Annotated in this window: 20 protein-coding genes; all 20 read right to left on the reverse strand. The window is 35.4% G+C overall.

Annotation, left to right across the window (positions count from 1 at the left end):
* Window positions 1–3: 3 nt before the first annotated feature.
* The 20 genes from LKE46_RS07170 to LKE46_RS07265 all read right to left on the reverse strand — a co-directional run bounded on the left by LKE46_RS07170 (window position 4) and on the right by LKE46_RS07265 (window position 19,926).
* On the reverse strand, window positions 4–684 hold the full coding sequence (locus LKE46_RS07170) for a zinc metallopeptidase (protein WP_291719804.1): 681 nt from the start codon (window positions 682–684) through the stop codon (window positions 4–6).
* Between the two features lie 25 nt (window positions 685–709).
* Window positions 710–1,642 (reverse strand): methionyl-tRNA formyltransferase, encoded by a 933-nt coding sequence (gene fmt, locus LKE46_RS07175; RefSeq protein WP_291719806.1) that lies wholly within the window; start codon window positions 1,640–1,642, stop codon window positions 710–712.
* A gap of 3 nt (window positions 1,643–1,645) precedes the next feature.
* Window positions 1,646–2,101: a peptide deformylase gene (gene def, locus LKE46_RS07180; protein ID WP_291719808.1), complete on the reverse strand. Its 456-nt coding sequence runs from the start codon at window positions 2,099–2,101 to the stop codon at window positions 1,646–1,648.
* Window positions 2,102–2,132: 31 nt separating this feature from the next.
* On the reverse strand, window positions 2,133–4,340 hold the full coding sequence (gene priA / locus LKE46_RS07185) for a primosomal protein N' (protein ID WP_291719810.1): 2,208 nt from the start codon (window positions 4,338–4,340) through the stop codon (window positions 2,133–2,135).
* A 56-nt stretch (window positions 4,341–4,396) separates the two neighbouring features.
* Complete coding sequence (gene coaBC, locus LKE46_RS07190; protein ID WP_291719812.1) at window positions 4,397–5,590, reverse strand: bifunctional phosphopantothenoylcysteine decarboxylase/phosphopantothenate--cysteine ligase CoaBC; 1,194 nt, start codon at window positions 5,588–5,590, stop codon at window positions 4,397–4,399.
* A complete protein-coding gene (gene rpoZ, locus LKE46_RS07195; RefSeq protein ID WP_291719814.1) occupies window positions 5,590–5,808 on the reverse strand; it encodes a DNA-directed RNA polymerase subunit omega in 219 nt (72 codons plus the stop codon). Before rpoZ ends, coaBC begins: the two co-directional genes overlap by 1 nt.
* On the reverse strand, window positions 5,801–6,418 hold the full coding sequence (gene gmk / locus LKE46_RS07200; RefSeq protein WP_291719816.1) for a guanylate kinase: 618 nt from the start codon (window positions 6,416–6,418) through the stop codon (window positions 5,801–5,803). The genes rpoZ and gmk overlap by 8 nt, the downstream gene beginning before the upstream one ends.
* Window positions 6,418–6,696 (reverse strand): extracellular matrix/biofilm regulator RemA, encoded by a 279-nt coding sequence (gene remA, locus LKE46_RS07205; protein ID WP_291719818.1) that lies wholly within the window; start codon window positions 6,694–6,696, stop codon window positions 6,418–6,420. Before remA ends, gmk begins: the two co-directional genes overlap by 1 nt.
* Before the next feature lie 16 nt (window positions 6,697–6,712).
* A complete protein-coding gene (locus tag LKE46_RS07210) occupies window positions 6,713–7,591 on the reverse strand; it encodes a YicC/YloC family endoribonuclease (RefSeq protein ID WP_291719820.1) in 879 nt (292 codons plus the stop codon).
* Between the two features lie 230 nt (window positions 7,592–7,821).
* Window positions 7,822–9,300: a stage IV sporulation protein A gene (spoIVA, locus tag LKE46_RS07215; RefSeq protein WP_291719822.1), complete on the reverse strand. Its 1,479-nt coding sequence runs from the start codon at window positions 9,298–9,300 to the stop codon at window positions 7,822–7,824.
* Between the two features lie 82 nt (window positions 9,301–9,382).
* Complete coding sequence (locus LKE46_RS07220; RefSeq protein ID WP_291719824.1) at window positions 9,383–10,381, reverse strand: NAD(P)H-dependent glycerol-3-phosphate dehydrogenase; 999 nt, start codon at window positions 10,379–10,381, stop codon at window positions 9,383–9,385.
* A 2-nt stretch (window positions 10,382–10,383) separates the two neighbouring features.
* Window positions 10,384–11,700: a ribosome biogenesis GTPase Der gene (gene der / locus LKE46_RS07225; protein WP_291719826.1), complete on the reverse strand. Its 1,317-nt coding sequence runs from the start codon at window positions 11,698–11,700 to the stop codon at window positions 10,384–10,386.
* A gap of 19 nt (window positions 11,701–11,719) precedes the next feature.
* The gene (locus LKE46_RS07230) at window positions 11,720–13,060 is read right to left on the reverse strand and encodes a DUF512 domain-containing protein (protein WP_291719828.1); all 1,341 of its coding nucleotides are present in this window, start codon (window positions 13,058–13,060) and stop codon (window positions 11,720–11,722) included.
* A 91-nt stretch (window positions 13,061–13,151) separates the two neighbouring features.
* Window positions 13,152–14,150, reverse strand: a complete 999-nt coding sequence (locus LKE46_RS07235) for an inorganic phosphate transporter (RefSeq protein WP_291719830.1) — start codon at window positions 14,148–14,150, stop codon at window positions 13,152–13,154.
* Window positions 14,143–14,766 carry a DUF47 domain-containing protein gene (locus LKE46_RS07240; RefSeq protein ID WP_291719832.1) on the reverse strand — a complete coding sequence of 208 codons (624 nt, stop codon included), beginning with the start codon at window positions 14,764–14,766 and terminating at the stop codon, window positions 14,143–14,145. Before LKE46_RS07240 ends, LKE46_RS07235 begins: the two co-directional genes overlap by 8 nt.
* A gap of 147 nt (window positions 14,767–14,913) precedes the next feature.
* The gene (locus tag LKE46_RS07245) at window positions 14,914–16,020 is read right to left on the reverse strand and encodes an ABC transporter ATP-binding protein (protein WP_291719834.1); all 1,107 of its coding nucleotides are present in this window, start codon (window positions 16,018–16,020) and stop codon (window positions 14,914–14,916) included.
* Window positions 16,021–16,054: 34 nt separating this feature from the next.
* The gene (locus tag LKE46_RS07250) at window positions 16,055–16,759 is read right to left on the reverse strand and encodes a glycerophosphodiester phosphodiesterase (RefSeq protein WP_291719836.1); all 705 of its coding nucleotides are present in this window, start codon (window positions 16,757–16,759) and stop codon (window positions 16,055–16,057) included.
* Window positions 16,760–16,774: 15 nt separating this feature from the next.
* Window positions 16,775–18,124 carry an ABC transporter substrate-binding protein gene (locus LKE46_RS07255; RefSeq protein WP_291719838.1) on the reverse strand — a complete coding sequence of 450 codons (1,350 nt, stop codon included), beginning with the start codon at window positions 18,122–18,124 and terminating at the stop codon, window positions 16,775–16,777.
* A 28-nt stretch (window positions 18,125–18,152) separates the two neighbouring features.
* A complete protein-coding gene (locus LKE46_RS07260; RefSeq protein ID WP_291719840.1) occupies window positions 18,153–18,974 on the reverse strand; it encodes a carbohydrate ABC transporter permease in 822 nt (273 codons plus the stop codon).
* Window positions 18,975–19,005: 31 nt separating this feature from the next.
* Entirely contained in the window at window positions 19,006–19,926 is a 921-nt protein-coding gene (locus LKE46_RS07265; RefSeq protein ID WP_291719843.1) for a carbohydrate ABC transporter permease, read from the reverse strand.
* Between the last annotated feature and the right edge of the window lie 105 nt (window positions 19,927–20,031).

Here is a 20,031-nt window from a genome sequence, read left to right on the forward strand (position 1 = left end):
AAATTAATTTCTATCTCTGCTTATAAATATAAGCCTGAGAAGATTTGCTATTGCTGTAAGAGCTGCAGCTACATAGGTCATGGCAGCAGCACTCAGTACACTTCTTGCTCCATCAAGTTCATCTCCATATAATATGGCTTTGCTGTCCAGTATTCTCAGAGCCCTTCTGGATGCATTCAGTTCTACCGGCAGTGTTACTATCTGGAACAGTACAACAGCAGTAAATAATATTATTCCAAGATCAACAAGGCCTCTAATTCCAAACATGAAGCCCAGTATGAACAATATCCATGAAGCATTCGAGCCAAAGCTTGCTATGGGCACTATGCTGTTTCTTATAATCAATGGAATATATCTATTCTGATGCTGGATTGCATGACCGGTTTCATGTGCTGCAACACCTATGGAAGCAACTGAATTCCCGTAGTATACATCCTGTGACAGACGCATTACCCTCTTTCCAGGATCATAGTGATCTGTCAATCTTCCAGGTATTACTTCCACAGGTATATCATACAATCCGCTTGAATCCAACAGGCTTCTTGCAACCTGTGCACCTGTATATCCGTTTCTGCTTCTGTATCCAGAATATTTATTGAAAGTAGCTGATACCTTGTACTGTGCATAGGCAGCAACTAAAAGTGCCGGTATCAATATAATAAAACTGCTGTCAAAAAACAACATTACTATCTAACTCCTTCCCATATTATTATTTCCCGAGTATCTTTTCCTCATCTATAGAATTTCCCCTTATATATTCGCCTACCTTCATAGTCCTTTTCCCGGGGAATTGAATTGTATCAACCAAAATTATTTTGTCCCTGCAGCATACTTTTATACCCTTTTCCGATGCTTCAACTATAAGTCCGGGCTGTCCTTTCGAATTCTCACCAGTCTCTTCAGCACTATATATTTTCATATTTTTGCCTTCATATATTGTATATGCAACAGGCCATGGATTCAATCCCCTTATAAAATTTCTTATATCTTCCGCATTTGAATTCCAATCTATCCTCGCTATATTCTTATTTAACATTTTAGCATATTTTGTAGTGGTTTCACCTTGTTTTTTCCTAACCACGGTTCCATTTTTAACACCCTCAAGCGTCTTGACAACAAGTTCAGCCCCATCTTCCATGAGAATATCATGAAGTTCTCCTGCGGTCATGTCTTCTGTAATTTTAACTGTGCTGCTAAGTAATATGTCACCTGTATCCACTCCTTCATCCATAAACATTGTTGTATTGCCCGTTTCATTTTCTCCATCTATTATGCACCAATTTATAGGTGCGGCTCCCCTGTACTTCGGCAAAAGCGAGGCATGAAGATTTATACAGCCATATTGCGGTATATCAAGCACCTGTCTGGTCAATATCTGTCCATAGGCAACTACAACTATAAAATCCGGGTTTATCTTATTCAATTCATTTATAAGGTTTATGTCACTTTTCAATTTCTCCGGCTGGTAAATTTTTATTCCGAAGGATAGAGCAGTCTGCTTTACCGGGGACTGCGAAAGTTTTTTTCCCCTTCCGCTGGGCCTATCCGGCTGGGTAAAAACTGCCTTTACATTATATTTTTCTATTAATTTTTTCAAAGTAGGTACTGCAAAATCTGGAGTTCCCATAAAGACTATATCCATAAGTTATTTTACTCCTTCTGATTTCCTAATTCTATCTATGAACAAAATACCATCCAGATGATCTATTTCATGACAAAATGCTCTTGCCAGAAGATCTTCCCCTTCTATTGTAATTTTTTCACCTTTTTCATTAAGCGCCTCTACTCTTACTTTCTTTGGTCTTTCAACTTCCTCCTGCCTTCCTGGAATACTCAAGCAGCCCTCTGAGTCAATATAACTCCCCTCTTTATATACTATTTCCGGATTTATAAGTTTTATTATTCCTTCTCCCACATCTATTACTACAACTCTTTTCAATACACCTACCTGGGGAGCTGCAAGCCCTACTCCATTTGCAGCATAAAGGGTTTCCTCCATATCCTTCAACAATGTAATTATTCTATCATTTATAACATCCACTTTTCTGCTTTTTTTCCTAAGTAAATCATCACCATATTTCACTATATTTCTTAATGCCATTGTTAAATCTCCTCTCTAAAATTAAAACATGCTACAGTGTATTGTTTGGATTTAAATCTATACTGATCTTTACATCACCAGAGATGTCTTTATTTAAATTATACACTGTTTTTTTTATATTTCTTGCTATATTTAAATCAATTTCACCTTTTATAATCAACTGCCATCTGAACATTTCCTTTATACGCGATATGACGCAGGGACATGGCCCAAGCACTTTAATTTTATCATTTTTTTCAAATACTTTTTTTAAATATATACCAACATTCTGTATATTTTTTATTAATATGTTTTCATCCTTGCTGCTCATATTTATAAGCAGTAGAGACGAGAAGGGCGGGTATTCCATTTTCTTTCTTATGCTCATCTCTTTTTCATAAAACTTGATATAATCATTGTCAGCAGCAAATTTTATGCTGTAATTGTCAGGACTATAGGTTTGAATTATTACCTTCCCTCTTTTTTGACCTCTTCCAGCTCTTCCCGATACTTGGGTTATAAGTTGATAGGTCCTTTCAGAAGATCTGAAGTCCGGCAGATTTAGTGAAAGATCTGCTGCTATAACTCCTACAAGAGTAACATTTTCAAAATCCAGACCTTTGGCCACCATTTGAGTCCCTATCAATATATCTGCCTTGTGCTCCTTAAATGAGTTATAAATATTTTCATAGGAATGTTTAAATCTCGTAGTATCAAAATCCATCCTTAAAACTCTGGCTTCGGGAAAACTTTCCTTTACAGACTGCTCTATCTTTTCTGTACCCACTCCAAAATATTTGACATATCTGCTTCCACATTTCGGACACACCCTTGGTACGTTCATCCTACTGCCGCAATAATGACAGACTAATTTTTTTATATCACGGTGATAGGTAAGTGATATATCACAGTTATTGCATTTGAATATATATCCACATTTCCTGCAGGATACAAATGTTGAAAATCCTCTTCTATTTAAGAACAGTATTATCTGTTCCCTCTTTTTCAGTCTGTCATGTATCAATTCATGGAGTTCTTTGCTGAATATTGACTTGTTGTTGTTTATCAGTTCCTGCCTCATGTCAACTATTTCTACCTCCGGCATGAACGCATTGTCCGCTCTGTTTTTTATTTCAATAAGTTCCATGTTTCCACTTTTACATCTGCTGTAAGTCTCTATGGAGGGTGTCGCAGAACCAAGTACCATCTTGCAGCCGCACTGTCTGCATATCATCTCCCCAACTTCCCTGGCATTGTATTTGGGATTGCTGTCGGATCTGTAGCTTTCCTCATGTTCCTCATCTATTATTATAAATCCGAGATTTTCAAATGGAAGGAATATTGCAGATCTGGCACCTATGGCTACTTTTACCTGACCCTTTTTAACCCTCATCCACTCGTCATATCTCTCTCCATCTGAAAGTCTGCTGTGAAATACACTTATATTATTTCCAAAACGCCCCTTGAATCTTTCCACCATCTGAGGTGTAAGTGCTATTTCCGGTACCAGTACTATGCTTTCTCTGTTTTCAGAAATAGCTCTGTCCACAAGATTCATATATATTTCAGTTTTGCCGCTTCCCGTAACTCCATGGATTAAAAATATTCTGCTTCTGGAATTCAATATGTAATTGACTGCATTCACCTGTTCCACATTAAGTTCTCTTCGCGAATATGTTCCATAGCTGCTGTCATCATATCTTTCAACAATTTTTTTTTGAGTGAATATAAATCCATGTTTAATCATAGTATTTACAGATGATAATGACAATCCATATTTTTTGCTCAATGAGTTTTTTGTATATTTTCCATCATCCCTACATAAAATATCATAAATCTCAGTATATGGATATTTTAAAAACTTCTCGGTTAAATTATTTCCCCTGTATAAAAGAGTCTGTTCTTTATTTTTTACTCCCTTTATTATACCTGTAGGTAGGAATACTTTTATACATTCTAGATAAGTACATAAATATCTATTTCTCATCTCTTCCATCAGTTCCAGATTTTTTTCTGTAAAAAGAGGAAACTCATCGCATATTTCCAGAATCGATTTAATTCCCCTTTTAAACTTCATATTATCTATATTATCATATATTCTGACTACAAAACCGTCTATACTCTTATTTGAAATTCCAAAGGGAACCTTGACTCTGGTACCTATATGCACTGAATCTTTCATTTTATCAGGTACTTTATAAGTAAAAATTCTATCCAATTCCACAAAAGTATTATTTACAATTATGCCTGCATAATTCACCTTATCACCTTTTTAACCTTATACATCAAATAAGAGAGGTATTTTGCCAACCCCTCTTAGTTACCGTCATTTATTATATCAAACAATCTCCTTGCAAGATTTCTCTTGCTCATCTTTACCAAATCCAGCTTTCTTCCATCTCTGGACAATATAACAACCTTATTGTCATCCGAGGCAAAACCTGTATCATCATGTACTATATTATTTGCCACTATGTAATCCAGGTTCTTCTTTTCAAGTTTTCGGCCTGCATTTTCTATCAAATCATTGCTTTCTGCGGCAAATCCAACAAGAATCTGGTTTTTTTTCATTTCTCCGAGTTTTTTCAATATATCATTGTCCCTTACAAAATCGAGAGAAAGCTCATCGCCGCTCTTCTTTATCTTTTTTGTTGAATATACTTTGGGTTTATAATCAGATACTGCTGCTGCTTTAACAACTATATCCTGAAATTCAAAATTATTTACTACTGCTTCAAGCATGTCGTTATTGGTAGTTACCTTTATAAATTTAATACCAAAGGGTACAGGTAAATTCGTAGGTCCTGAAACAAGTGTAACTTCAGCTCCCCTGTCTCTTGCCTCTTCAGCTATGGAATATCCCATTTTTCCCGAAGATCTGTTGGTTATATATCTTACAGGATCTATATTTGCAAGTGTAGGTCCTGCAGTCACAAGTACTCTTTTCCCTCTCATGTCCTTCTTATCATAAAGCATGCTTTCTACAGCATCTGCTATAAATGCTGTATCGGCAAGCTTTCCTTCTCCTATATCACCACAGGCAAGTCTTCCACTTTGCGGTTTTATAAAATCATAACCAAGCTTTGACAACTTATTTATATTTTCCTGTACAATAGGATTTACATACATGTTTGTATTCATAGCAGGTGCAAAAACTACTGGTGCCCTGGTTGCCATAATCGTAGTTGACAGGAGATCATCCGCTATCCCTGATGCAATTTTTCCTATTATATTTGCAGTAGCAGGTACGACAAGCATGAGATCGGCCCGTTTTGCCAAAGATATATGCTGTATCTCCCAGGCTTTGGGTTCACAAAACATATCCGTACTTACCATATTCTGGCTGATTGTCTGAAAACTCAGAGGTGCAACAAATTCGACAGCAGATTTTGTCATTATAACATGAATATCAATATTTCTTTTTTTCAATCTGCTCACTACATCAAGAGCTTTATAAACAGCTATTCCTCCTGTTACGCCCATAACCACTGTCTTTTTATTTCCATTCATTATTTTATACCTTCTCTTACACTTTCAAAATGTATTAACCCTTTGTCAATTTCATTTATAGCTACAGTAACGGGCTTAGTGGAATCTAGCTTTACAAGCGGTTTTGCTCCATCTACCAATTGTCTTGCCCTTTTAGAAGCTACAGTAATTAAAGTATACCTGCTGTCAACTTTTTTCAATAAGTCTACTATAGATGGATTAATCATAGAATTATTCATTTGAAATATCCTCCTTAAACTTGAATATGTCGTCCTTCAATCTATATACTCTGCACTTTTCAGCCGTAATTATACTCTCAATTTTTTCTACTGCATTTTGTACGGTATCATTTATGACTGCATAATTGTACTTGGATATGTAATTTATTTCATTATATGCTGATTTAAATCTGATCATCAAGGATTCTGCAGTTTCGCTTCCCCTGTTTATTATTCTGTGTTTGAGTTCATCCATGGAAGGTGGAAGTATAAATATAAAAATTCCATCCGGGTAGCTTTCTTTTACTTTAAGGGCTCCCTGTATGTCGATCTCAAGCAGTACATCTCTTCCCTGATTTATAGCTTCCAATACCTTGTCCTTAGGTGTACCGTAATAGTTGCCATAGACCTCAGCATATTCCAAAAAATCATTATTTCCTATTTTACTTTCAAAGTCCTGTTTTGTCAAAAAATAATAATTTGTACCGTTTATTTCACCTTCCCTTGGATTTCTGGTAGTTGCTGAAATGGAGAGCCAGAAATCATTTTTTTTCAGCAGTGACTTACAGACAGTACCCTTTCCGGTACCTGAAGGTCCTGATATTATTATCAAAAGTCCATTTTTAGCCATTATTCCTCAACCTCTGCTATATCTTCTTCTACGTCCTTGTTGGATGATAATCTGTGTGCTACAGTTTCCGGCTGCACAGCAGATAATATTATATGATCACTGTCAGTTATTATAACCGCCCTTGTTCTTCTTCCATAAGTAGCATCTATAAGCATTCCCCTGTCGCGTGCCTCCTGTATTATTCTCTTTATCGGGGCGGATTCGGGACTTACTATAGCTACCAATCTATTAGCTGAAACAATATTTCCAAAACCTATATTTATTAATTTTATGCCCATATTTTCCTCCTATACATTATTCTATGTTTTGAATTTGCTCTCTTATTTTTTCTATTTCGTTTTTTATGTTTAAAACAAATTCCGTTATTTTCAAGTTTGTGGATTTAGAAGCTATAGTGTTTGCCTCCCTATTCATTTCCTGTAATATAAAATCTAATTTTCTGCCAACAGGTTCATTCAACTCAAGTGTATCCCTGAATTGTTCCACATGACTTCCAAGTCTTACAATCTCCTCGTCAATACAGGATTTATCTGCGAATATTGCAGCTTCCATTGCAATTCTGCTTTCATCTATATCGTATCCTTTAAGCAGTTCCTTTAATTTTTCATCCAATTTCTGTCTGAATTCGTCTACCAGAGTATATGATTTTTCACTTACGGCCCTTAAATATTTCAGAATAGAATCGCATTTTAAAGTAACGTTATTCTTAAGCTTGATTCCCTCCTTCTCTCTCATACCAAGAAGCATATTCAGTGCTTCCCCGAGAGCTGGCTTCAATATGTTCCAGATTTCATCCAGATCCTCATCTTCCTGTTTTATTGTTATTACATCTGGGAATTTAGAAATAAGCCCTGCAGACAGCTCCTCTTTTATATTATACCTGTCTTTTATCTTTTTGAGACACTCAACATAGCTGTCTGCAAGATTTTCATCCAGTACCGCTTTAGTCGTCTTGTTTTCATAGTTGATTTGAGTAATAAATACATCTATTTTCCCTCTGTTTATCTTCTCCAGTATAAACTTTCTTATTTTGTCCTCAATAGGCATAAAACTTTTAGGCATTCTTATATTCAAATCACAGTACCTGTGATTGACAGTTTTCATTTCTACCATAAAGCTCCTGTCAGGACTGTCTGCATTTCCCCTTCCAAATCCCGTCATACTTTTAATCATTAAAATTTCATCCTTCCACATTACCTTATAAGTCAATATTAATTATTATACGTTAATAGCAATTATAATTTCAAGAGATTTTGTACTATTAAATCATCTAGATTAAATACTGATTTAAAACGATTATACCATAAAATATATGTTTTTATAAAATATTTTTCTAATCATCTACAAAAATAGGATTTAATGCTGAAAACAAAATAATTTTAGCATCAAATCCTATTTTTAGTTTAAAGTATTATACATATCAGCCCGCCGTTTCCTTCATTTATTATCTTCTGAAGAGTCTTCTGTATCTTAATTTGGACATCCTCAGGCATTTTATACAATTTGTTCTGCAGCCCCTCTTTTACTAGTATTTCCAGAGACTTACCAAACATATTGCTCTGCCATATTTTTGAAGGATCACTTTCAAATTGCTCCAAAAGTGATTTTACCATTTCCTCGCTTTCCTTTTCTGTTCCCATTATAGGCGATATTTCCGTTTCTATATCCGCCCTTATAAAATGAAGTGAAGGTGCACTGGCCTTTAATTTCACCCCAAATCGGTTGCCCTGTTTGACTATCTGCGGCTCCTCCAGTTTCATTTCAGACAGCTGTGGTGCAACCAGTCCATATCCATTTTCCTTTACATCCTTTAAAGCATCCGCCACCTTGTCATACTCAACCTTTGCACCGTGCATATCAATTATTGCATTCAGGAGATCGCTCTCACTGTGAAGTTCCTCATCGCATACTTCACTGAGTATTTTATAAAACAAATCCTTTTTAGGCTGAATTTCAATCCGCGACGTTCCTTCTCCCATGTTTATCTCTTTAATTGTAGATGTCCCTATAAATTCAACATCACTGAATCCATCTATTGACTTTTCTATATCCCTTACCTTGTATATGTTCTTGCACATGTCCCTGGCAAGATTTATAAAATCAACCTTAAGCCAATGCGAAAGATCCAATTTTTCTATCCATTCCGGAATATCTATGTTGATTTCCTTTATAGGAAATTCTTTTAGAATTCTCTGAAATACATTTGTTATATCTTCATCCTGCATGTTCAGCACATCCATTATCTGCACCGGAACATCATACTTGTTCTCCATGGATCTTTTAATATCTATTGTATCAGGATCATAGGGATGCTTTGAATTAAGTATTATTATAAATGGCTTGTTTATAGATTTGAGTTCATCAACAACTCTGGATTCAGGTTCCACATAATCTTCTCTTGATATGTCGGCAATAGAACCATCCGTAGTTATCAAAAATCCTATAGTTGAATGTTCATTTATTACTTTTTTGGTGCCTATTTCGGCAGCTTCTTCAAATGGTATCTCATGATCATACCAGGGAGTAGATACCATTTTGGCTTCTTCTCCCTCCTTGTATCCAAGTGACGTCTTAACAATGTATCCTACGCAGTCGACCATTCTCACCTTGAATTTTGTATTCTCGTTCAGGTTTATTTCCACCGCCTCATTAGGAATAAATTTAGGCTCCGTAGTGTGGATTGTTTTACCCGATGAACTCTGCGGCAATTCATCCTTGGCTCTCTGTTTCTTATAGGAATTATCCATGTTAGGCAGCACCATGAGTTCCATAAATCTCTTTATGAAAGTTGACTTGCCTGTTCTCACGGGTCCTACAACTCCTACATATATATCTCCCTGTGTCCTTTCAGCTATGTCCTTATATATATCAAAGTTATCCAAAATATACCCCCCAAAATATAATAATAACAATATATATATATTTAACATACTTGAATATTATTCTTATTGCTCACAAAAAATTTTAACTATTTTCATCTTTCTTATCTCTTGTCATAAGTTCATAAACAGCTTCCTCGGGAGCCTTTCCCTCAAAAAGCACTCTATACAGTGCATCTGTTATGGGCATCTGGATTCCAAGTTTATTCTTCAGGTTGTAAAAAGCCCTGCAGGCCCTTATACCTTCAACTACCATTCCTACCTCTTCAACAGCTTCTTCTTTGGACCTTCCCTGGCCTATAAGTATTCCAGCCCTTCTGTTCCTGCTGTGCATGCTGGTACATGTAACTATAAGATCTCCTATTCCTGTAAGTCCTGAAAATGTATCCTTCTTGCCACCAAGCTGCACTCCTATTCTTGTTATTTCGCTTATTCCCCTAGTCATAAGTGCGGCTTTTGAATTGTCACCATATCCTATACCATCACATATTCCCGCCGCCAGAGCAATTATATTTTTAACTGCCCCACCTATTTCAACACCTACTATGTCTGGATTTGTATATACTCTGAATTTATCCATCATAAAAGTGTCCTGGACATCTTTTGCGGCTTCCATGTCTTTTGAAGATGCAACTATAGCCGTAGGTATAAATCTTGCCACTTCCTCAGCATGGCTCGGCCCCGAAAGTACAACTACTCTATTGTGTGGAAGTTCTTTTTCTATTATCTGTGAAAGTCTGTTTCCACTTTTTTCATCAATGCCTTTGGCAATATTTATAATTATCTGATAATCTTTTGTATATTTCTTAATGCTTCTACACATGTCTCCAATAACATGAGAAGGTACAGAAAGAACTATACCGCTGCTTACACTGACTGCATATTCCAGATCATTGGTAGCTTCTATTCCAGATGGAAGAAATATATCCTTCAAATACTTTATATTTTGTCTTGTTCTGTTAATATTATCAACCATGTCTTTATTTCTATCCCAGAGCAAAACTTCTTTTCCACTCGTTGACAGTATTAAAGAGAGCGCCGTTCCAAAACTTCCTGCTCCCAGAAAACATACACGATTTTTCAATATCATTCCTTCCTTTCCCTAAATTCAAGTTTTATTCCCGTACCTGTAAAGTCAAAATTTTCTCTAAGCTGATTTTCAAGATATCTACTATATGAAAAATGAACACATCCACTATCGTTTACGAAAAATACAAACGTAGGAGGTTTTACCCCAATTTCCGTAACGTAATAGATCTTAAGTCTCCTGGTTCCCATTACAGGTGGTTCTTTCATCATAATAGCCCTGTTTATCACATCATTCAGTATTCCCGTCTTGATCCGCTTGTTGTAATTGTCATAACATGTTTTTACTGTATCCAGAACCTTTCCAACTCTCTGTCCCGTTTTAGCAGATATAAAAATATATGGAGCATAAGACATGAAGGATAGGCTTTTATCTATCATGTTCTTGAATTTATTCATGGTTTTTGTGTCCTTTTCTATAAGATCCCACTTGTTTATTACAACCATTATGGATTTTCTCATTTCATGTGCATAGCCTATTATTTTTTCATCCTGGTCACTTATTTCCTGAGTGGCATCCAGCAACAGAATACATACATCAGCCCTTTCTATGGCAGTGTAGGTTCTTATAACACTGTATTTTTCGATTTCTTCTTTTACTTTGTTCTTCCTTCTTATACCTGCAGTATCTATTAGAATGAATTTGTCTCCGTCCCTTTCAAGATAACTGTCCACAGCATCCCTCGTAGTACCTGGTATATCACTTACAATTACCCTTTCTTCTCCAAGCAGTTTATTTATGAGTGAAGATTTTCCTACATTGGGTTTCCCTATGAAAGCTATCTTTATGTATTCATCATCTTGAGAATCGGTATTTTCATGTTTGAAGTATTTGACTACCTCATCAAGCATATCTCCAAGTCCAAGTCCCTGTGAAGCCGATATGGCTATAGGATCACCTATACCCAGATTATAGAATTCATAAGCATTGTCCTCAAACTTGATATTATCTATTTTATTTACTGCAAGGACTATATTTTTCCCGCTTTTCCGCAGCATCTGGGCAACTTCTCTGTCTGCATCGGTAAGGCCTTCTTTTCCATCCACTATGAATATTATTACATCAGCTGTTTCTATGGCTATCTGTGCCTGCCTTCTCATCTGTGAAATAAGCATGTCGCTGCTTTCAGGCTCAATTCCTCCAGTATCTATTATAGTAAAATTATATTTAAGCCATTCTGCTTCTGCATATACTCTGTCTCTTGTAACTCCAGGCTTATCTCCTACTATGGATATCCTCTTTCCTGCCAGCTTGTTAAATAGTGTGGATTTTCCTACATTCGGCCTTCCCACTATTGCTACTATCGGTTTTCCCATAACTCATTTCTCCTTTATATTACAAAGTTGAATTTTCTATTATAATATCTACTAAATCCTCGCCGCTGTATTTGCATATACATATTTTCCTGCCAAGTTCATGTTCAAGCTCCTCTACTGTTATATCGTCCAAAAATACCCTTCTTTTATCCATGGCAATTTCATATCCCTTTCTGAGCATACATTCTGGAATAATTACATTCTCCCCCAAACTGCATCCTCCTAACTGTTTAATTATATCACATGCCGTAACAAGACCAGCTACAGTTATTGTACTTCCAAAAAAATTATTCACTATTCCTCTCACTTCTATAGAAATATTATTATTTATTTTCATAATTTTATCCGCTGCACTTTTTATTTCGTTATAAGCAGATTTTCCTGTAATAAACGTAAAAGAACCCTTTAAATTAGAAGGGTAATTTTTAAGGTTTTCAAGACCAATATTTATATTATTTCTAAACAGCCGTATCATTCCAACGCCATCTTCCAATTGACTGAATCCATTATAAAAACTGGAATCCGGAACGTCTCTTCCTGCAATAACATAAAATTCATCTGACATTTTGATAAAAGGTTGACCTATTTTAGAAATATACTTCTGCTGGAGAATATTCATCCTGTCAAGCTGCCTGACTGCGGAACACTTATCATATAATTTCATATTAAAGAGGCCCTTTCTGTATTTAGTAACTCCAACAGGTACCACCGCCACGTCTTTAATTTCGGGATATAATTTAAAAAGATCCTCAATTGTTTTCTCAAGCTTTTCATTGTCATTTATATCAGGACATAAGACTATCTGGCAATTCATTTTTATATGGGCGTCAGCAAGCTTTTTCAACCTATCATATAAATTGCCAGCGAATCTGTTGTTAAGCATTTTTACTCTCAATTCCGGATCAGTTGTATGTACAGATATATTTATGGGACTTATTTTATATTTAATTATCCTATCCATATCTGTTTCACTCATATTTGTAAGAGTAACAAAATTACCCTGAAGAAATGCAAGTCTCGAATCATCGTCTTTAAAGTACAGTGTTTCTCTCATTCCCTCTGGCAATTGATCTATAAAACAAAATATACACTTGTTATGGCAGCTTTTTGGTTTATCCAATATAAAATCTTTGAATTCCAGGCCCAGATCCTCATCATATTCCTTGTCTATTTCAAGTGTCCATAACTCTCCGTCTTTTTTCTCTATTTCAACCTCTATGTAATCATCACTTATCAAGAATTTATAGTCTATTATATCTTCAACTTCTTTGTTGTTGACGGTTAAAAGTCTGTCTCCAACTTCTACGCCCATTTCCTCTGCTATACTGCCTTTTTTCACTGCAGATATTTCATTCTTCATTAGAAAAACTCCCAAATATAATTGTACTATTAGAATATATTAATATCAGTATTTAGTCAAATAGGCTTGTATATAAATATGTAGAAAATACTTAGAGAATCTTCATCAGTTTCATGATTATACTTGAAATAACAGCACATCCTGGTATGGTAAATATCCATGTTACAAGTATATCCTTTGCTACAGTCCATCTTACTGCTGAAAATCTTTTTGATGCACCTACTCCCATTATCGCAGTAGTTATTATATGTGTCGTACTTACGGGGGCATCAAACATAGTGGCTGTAAGGATTACGCTGGATGCACCCAGTTCAGCCGAAAACCCGCTTACAGGCGATATTTTGGCCATTTTCGATCCCATGGTTTTGATTATCCTCTTTCCTCCAAGTGCTGTACCAAGTGCCATTGCAAGTGCACAGGTTATTTTTACCCATAGAGGCACCGAAAATTCTTTGATGAAGCCTGCGCTCATCAAAGTCATAGTTATAATTCCCATTGTCTTTTGAGCATCGTTTGCCCCATGATTTAAAGCTAAAAACATAGTAGATAATATCTCAGCTTTTGAAAATATCTTTCTTACGCTTGATGGTCTTGAATTAACCAGAAATGTGTTTATAATATTCATATAAATAAATCCTACTATAAATCCTATTATAGGTGATAATATGAGCCATATTATTACCTTCCAAAAAAGATTTGACCAGTATACAATTAGAAATGAACTTTTATATACAACAGCTGCACCTATCAATCCCCCTATAAGGGCATGTGAAGAACTGCTTGGTATTCCAAAATACCAGGTTATCAAATTCCATATTATAGCTCCAATCAATGCAGCTATAATTACTTTCTGGGTTATATCATTTGGATGAACTATGCCACTTCCAACAGTCTCAGCAACTTTTACACTCATAAAAGCACCCGTAAAATTCAGTGCAGCAGAAATAACTATAGCTTGTTTCATAGATAGAACCCTGTTTGAAACCGAACAGGCTATAGCATTGGCACTATCATGGAATCCATTGATAACATCAAACACTACAGCTATTAAAACTATTATAATAGTTAATATCAACGTATAACTAAGCATTTTTCATTACTACCCCTTCAACAATGTTGGCTATATCCTCACAAGAATCAAGTGTATCTTCAAGATATTGATATATCTCCCTCCATTTTATGATGTCTATAACCTTCATATTACTTCTGAATATTTTCTTAATGGCCTCTCTTGAAATCACATCTCCTTTTTCCTCTATGCCGTTGACCTTTATTATCTTTTGCGAAAGCTTTTTTGTTGCCTTCATGCCTTTCAGTTCTTCCATTATAGTTATAATTTCACTGCAGCAGTTCAAAATCATTCCTGCAAGCTTTTTTGCCTCATCGGTACAGACATCTACATTTAACATGACAAATCTGCTGGCGGTAGATTCTATAAGATCGATAATATCATCCATTCCCTTGGCTATACTGTAGATATCCTCCCTGTCAAAAGGGGTAATAAACGTCCTGTTTAACTCTTTTAAGATTTCATGCTGCTTTTTGTCGCCCTCATGCTCTATATTTTTCAAATTCTCTATGTTTTGTTCAGCATCACCAAGATTATACAAAAAATCCACCAATAAATTAGCAGCCTTATAAGCTATATTGGCATCTTCTATGAAAAGATTATAAAATTTATCTTCCTTAGGAGTAAAACTAAACAATTATATTTCCTCCAATCATTGAAATATGCATAACTAACCTTATAAAGTATAACATAAACTTAACAATATTGAAATATAAACTTAACATACAAATATAGCTAAAAGAAGAGCTGCTGCAAAGTAAACTCTGCAGCAGCTCTTCTTAATTTACAAAACTGCTAATTGTGTTTTTTTGTCGAATATATGAATCTTGTCTGAATCAAAATATATTCTTATTTTATCCCCTGATCTGGCATTTACTATTCCTTCTACCCTACTTATAATACTGACATTGCCTCTAGATAAGTATACATAGCTTTCCGCCCCCATCAGTTCTGTCAGATCCACATTAAACTCCATTAAATGTTCATCTTCACAACCATCCTGCTGAATTTTTATGTTTTCAGGCCTTATTCCAATTATCACGTCTTTATTAACAAGATCTTTCTTTTCTAGAAATTTTGCCGTGTCATCCTGCACATCTATCTTTCCGCCATCTCCAAACAAAGCTGCAAGTTTTCCATCTATATACCTCAGACCAGCATCAATAAAGTTCATCTGTGGACTTCCAATAAAACTTGCTACAAATACATTTACAGGATGATTGTATATTTCCTGTGGAGCATCAACCTGCTGAATAATACCATCTTTTATAACCACAATTCTGGTGCCAAGTGTCATTGCCTCCATCTGGTCATGGGTAACATATATAAAAGTCGTCTTCAGTTTCTTATAAAGCTTGGATATCTCCGCTCTCATCTGAACTCTTAATTTAGCATCCAAGTTTGACAGAGGTTCATCCATTAAAAATACTTTTGGATTTCTGACTATAGCCCTTCCCATGGCAACTCTCTGTCTTTGACCGCCTGAAAGTTCTTTGGGTCTTCTGCTCAACAAACCAGATATATCAAGTATTTCAGCTGCTTCTTTAACTTTTTCGTCTATTTTATGTTTTGGTACCTTCCTCATTTTAAGTCCAAAAGCCATATTGTTATACACGGTCATATGTGGATATAATGCATAATTCTGAAATACCATGGCAACATTTCTATCCTTGGGTGTCACTTCATTCACAAGTTCATCTTCTATATACAATTCCCCCTCCGTTATCTCTTCAAGTCCTGCAATCATTCTTAGCACTGTGGACTTACCACATCCTGAAGGTCCAACAAATACTATAAATTCTTTATCTTCTATATCCAGATTAAAATCTTTAATTATATCAACACCGCCTGGATATACCTTACACACATGTTTTAAAGACAAACCTGCCATATTTAATTATTACCTCCTAACTTGATATCTGCCACTAAAGCAATTTTTCAAGTATATTAGGATAGTTTGTTATAATACCATCCACTTTCAGATTCATAAGTTTTCTCATGTCATCTACCTTGTTTACCGTATAGGTATTTATGAGTATGCCATTTTTTTTGATATCATTGACTATCTTCTCATTCATTACAAGGGAAAACAGGGGATGAAGTGCATCTGCCCCCATTTTCTCTGCATATTCTTCCGGCTTATAAATTGGCGAACCATACAATAATCCTGTTTTTATACTGCCATCATACTCTTTTACCCTTTTCATGGAGTTGTGGTTGAAAGAAGATAATATCACATTACTTTCCATACTATACTTATATATTTTGTCTATTACATTTTTCTCAAGATTGTCATAATGAACAATATCATTTTTAAGCTCCAGATTTAAAAGCAACTTCTTATCTTTCATATAACTCAATATCTCATCCAAACTCGGGATTTTCTCGCCACTTCCTGCATCAAGCTTTCTTATATATTCATAAGTACGGTCTTTTATAAATCCGGTTCCACTAGTAGTTCTATCCAGAGTTTCATCATGACAAACAACTATAACACCATCTTTTGTTACATGAAGATCTGTTTCTATGCCATCTGCACCAGCTTCCACCGCTTTTCTAAAGGCCAGCATGGTATTTTCAGGATATACTCCACTGAATCCCCTATGTGCAATATTCAAAGTTCTATTCATACCTGGAATCCTCTCTTATTTTTTATTCTCTTGATTATATTTTTGAATGGCTGAATTTATGCTATCTGCAGAATTTTTTACAGTTTGTTCTGGAGACTGCTTGTTCTGGAGCATTTGTTCTATATTGGATTCAACTGTCTGCCTAGCTTCAGGAAATACCGACATAAGTGCTCCTCTAGCTGTTTTAGGTGATGCATGAAGCTGTTCTATGGCAGTTTGAAATTGCGGCTTGTTCTTTAAATTGTCTTTCATGAGTTGTGAATCATAGGCTTTTTGGGTTACAGGAAAATATCCTGTCTGTGTAGCCCAGTAAGCCTGTTCATCAGGTGATACCATATACTTTATAAATTCCCACGTTGCTTTTTCCTTTTCAGTATCCTTTGTATCAAGTGCCCATAAAGAGGCTCCTCCTATAGAAACGCCACCGTCTTTTACTCCATCAAAGGATGGTAAAAATGCAGTTCCAACCTGAAATCTGCCGCCAACACCACTTAATACAGCTGACAAATCTGCCGTAGACTCGATATACATGGCAGTCTTACCTGCTATAAAAGCATTTTCCGTATCATCTTCATTTCTTCCAAAATTGCCTGCATTGCCGGACTTCACTAGTTTCTGCCATTCATTCAATACCTTTAATCCTGCTCCATTTTTATCAAATTCCACTGATGTTGGAGCTGCTTCTCTTCCATTTCCATTATCCGCATAGTTTTGTCCCTGTTTAACTATAAATTGTTCAAAAAACCAACCATATATGGCCATTGCATATCCATACTGAGTAACTTTTCCCGATCCATCCTTTTTAGTCAGTTTCGCAGCTGCACTTTCAAGTTCCGAAAATGTCTTCGGCGGCTTGTTTGGATCCAAACCTGCTGCTTTAAAGGCATCTTTATTATAATAAAGTATAGGTGTAGATGAATTGAACGGCATGGAATATAATTTGTTATTAACTGTATAATAACCTGCTATATTGGGTTCCAGACTTGATACATCATACTTTTCATCATCTATAAAATCCTGCATCGGCTTGACCCACCCGCTGTCTATCATGAATCTTGTACCTATATCATAGGTCTGCATTACATCAGGTCCATTTTTTGTCCTTTGCGCACTTTTCAATTTATTTATGGCATCATCGTATTTCCCCTGATATTGAGCATTAACCTTGATGTTCTTGTGGGAACCATTGAAGTCATTTACCATTTTCTGAAGTGCTTGTCCGTTTTTCCCTGACATGGAATGCCAGAAAGTTATTTCAACAGATTTATTACTATTTGACGTCTGCCCCCCACTACTGCCGCAGCCCGTCACCATACTTCCTGTCATCAATGCAGCTATCAGCAAACTTACAAATTTCTTTTTCATTATAATTCTCCTCTCAAAATTTATTATTTTAACCTTTTACTGATCCGGATGTCATTCCTTCTATCAGCTGTTTCTGACCAAATATAAAGATTATAATTGAAGGCAACAATACCATGACAATACCTGCCATTATCAATCCGAATGACTTATTTTCAGAAAATTGCAACATACTTATCCCTATCTGAACAGTTCTTGAGTTATCTTTACTTGTCACAAGCAGCGGCCATAAATATTGATTCCATGTAATCAGGAATGTATAGACTCCAAGAGAACCTACCACTGGCCTTGACATCGGGAATACTATTCTGGTAAAAAACTTGAAATTGCTACAGCCATCTATTTTTGCAGCTTCCTGAAGTTCTTTTGGGAGTGTCAGATAATACTGTCTCATCATAAATATTCCCATTGCAGCACTTAAATACGGAACAACAAGAGCCTTGTAACTGTCCAGCCATCCAAAGGAACCAACAGTAAGATAATTGGATATCATAATTGATTCCGCCGGTATCATCATGGTTGCAAGTACAGCTATAAACAATATTTTCTTTCCCCTAAAATTGAAAAATGAAAATGCAAAAGCTGCTAAACATGATGTTATAATCTGTCCTGCAGTAACTCCCAAAGACACAATAAAGCTATTGATTATAAATTTTATTATTGGAGCTGCATTCAGTGCATCCATGTAATTTTGGAAATAAAGTCTTTTAGGTATTAATTTCGGTGGATATGAAAATATCTGATCAGGCGGCATAAGACTAATCGTTAACGCATATAAAATAGGTGCTATTGCCATCAGTCCAAATATTATATTCACAATATAAAGAATCGGTTTGTTTATGTTTCTTTTCATAAAATTTACCTTCCAACATATTATTTATTTTCTATTTATAAAATACCTTTTTATTCTCATATCTGAATTGAAACAATGTTATTATCAGCATAAGTAAGAACAGAATTATTGATTCCGCACTTGCAGCACCGAATCTGTTATTGAAAAATGCGTCTCTATAAATAGAATACACAAGTACATTGGTAGCCTCACCAGGACCTCCCAACGTCATTATATTTATCTGCCCGAAAGTTTGAAATCCATTTATAATATTTATAATCAATACAAAGAAAAGTGTCGGTGAAAGGCAGGGTATTATAACATTTTTCAAGCGCTGAAGATAACTTGCCCCATCTATAGATGCACTTTCCAGCAATTCCTTTGGAATATTTTTAAGTCCTGATGTTATAAATATAAAATTTATACAGCTGTTAAGCCATATGCCAACTATGGATACTGCCACAAATCCCCAGAATGGACTTGTAAGCCATCCTATATTTCTTTTCAAAAGAAAATTTATCAGTCCTATACTTGGATTGAATAGAAGCATCCATATTATCGCCGCCGAAGCCGAAGAAACTGCCATGGGCATGGCATACATGGTGCTGAACAATCCCCTTAATTTCAGCCTGTTGTTACACACAAGTGCCAGCATGAATCCTATTAATATAGATGGTATTGTAGTCACAATTACATATTTAAAAGTAACAATCATGCTATTGATAAAAGAAGGCGACTTGAGTAAATCAATGTAATTTGACAAACCTGCAAAGGAACTCATTTCTCCTTGTGCATTTGTATTGAATAAACTTAAATATATAGTCTTGAAAAATGGGAAATAAGTAAATCCAATAAATATTACAAGACATGGTGCAATATAAAAGTACGGTTCTACTGCACTTAGGATCTTCTTATTGTCAAAAGTTCTACTTCTAGTTGAATTTACCTTATCTACTGATTTTGATCCCTCCATAATTAAATACCTCCGTTAATTTTTGCTTACAGATTATATAGTACTATTTAAATATTAAATAAAATTTATATGCAGGTTAAATAAAATTTTACATAGTACTTTTAT

It is taken from the genome of Clostridium sp., from assembly GCF_022482905.1.
GTDB lineage: Bacteria > Bacillota > Clostridia > Clostridiales > Clostridiaceae > Clostridium_B.

What these genes read in the sequence shown, in the direction of transcription:
- LKE46_RS07250 (WP_291719836.1), bottom strand. Translation starts at nt 16,759, where the DNA reads ATGAATAGAACTTTGAATATTGCACATAGGGGATTCAGTGGAGTATAT.
- def (WP_291719808.1), bottom strand. Translation starts at nt 2,101, where the DNA reads ATGGCATTAAGAAATATAGTGAAATATGGTGATGATTTACTTAGGAAA.
- gmk (WP_291719816.1), bottom strand. Translation starts at nt 6,418, where the DNA reads ATGGCTAAAAATGGACTTTTGATAATAATATCAGGACCTTCAGGTACC.
- LKE46_RS07260 (WP_291719840.1), bottom strand. Translation starts at nt 18,974, where the DNA reads ATGAAAAGAAACATAAACAAACCGATTCTTTATATTGTGAATATAATA.
- remA (WP_291719818.1), bottom strand. Translation starts at nt 6,696, where the DNA reads ATGGGCATAAAATTAATAAATATAGGTTTTGGAAATATTGTTTCAGCT.
- coaBC (WP_291719812.1), bottom strand. Translation starts at nt 5,590, where the DNA reads ATGAATGGAAATAAAAAGACAGTGGTTATGGGCGTAACAGGAGGAATA.
- fmt (WP_291719806.1), bottom strand. Translation starts at nt 1,642, where the DNA reads ATGGATATAGTCTTTATGGGAACTCCAGATTTTGCAGTACCTACTTTG.
- LKE46_RS07255 (WP_291719838.1), bottom strand. Translation starts at nt 18,124, where the DNA reads ATGAAAAAGAAATTTGTAAGTTTGCTGATAGCTGCATTGATGACAGGA.
- LKE46_RS07235 (WP_291719830.1), bottom strand. Translation starts at nt 14,150, where the DNA reads ATGCTTAGTTATACGTTGATATTAACTATTATAATAGTTTTAATAGCT.
- LKE46_RS07265 (WP_291719843.1), bottom strand. Translation starts at nt 19,926, where the DNA reads ATGGAGGGATCAAAATCAGTAGATAAGGTAAATTCAACTAGAAGTAGA.
- der (WP_291719826.1), bottom strand. Translation starts at nt 11,700, where the DNA reads ATGGGAAAACCGATAGTAGCAATAGTGGGAAGGCCGAATGTAGGAAAA.
- LKE46_RS07210 (WP_291719820.1), bottom strand. Translation starts at nt 7,591, where the DNA reads ATGATTAAAAGTATGACGGGATTTGGAAGGGGAAATGCAGACAGTCCT.
- rpoZ (WP_291719814.1), bottom strand. Translation starts at nt 5,808, where the DNA reads ATGAATAATTCTATGATTAATCCATCTATAGTAGACTTATTGAAAAAA.
- LKE46_RS07245 (WP_291719834.1), bottom strand. Translation starts at nt 16,020, where the DNA reads ATGGCAGGTTTGTCTTTAAAACATGTGTGTAAGGTATATCCAGGCGGT.
- LKE46_RS07170 (WP_291719804.1), bottom strand. Translation starts at nt 684, where the DNA reads ATGTTGTTTTTTGACAGCAGTTTTATTATATTGATACCGGCACTTTTA.
- LKE46_RS07230 (WP_291719828.1), bottom strand. Translation starts at nt 13,060, where the DNA reads ATGAAGAATGAAATATCTGCAGTGAAAAAAGGCAGTATAGCAGAGGAA.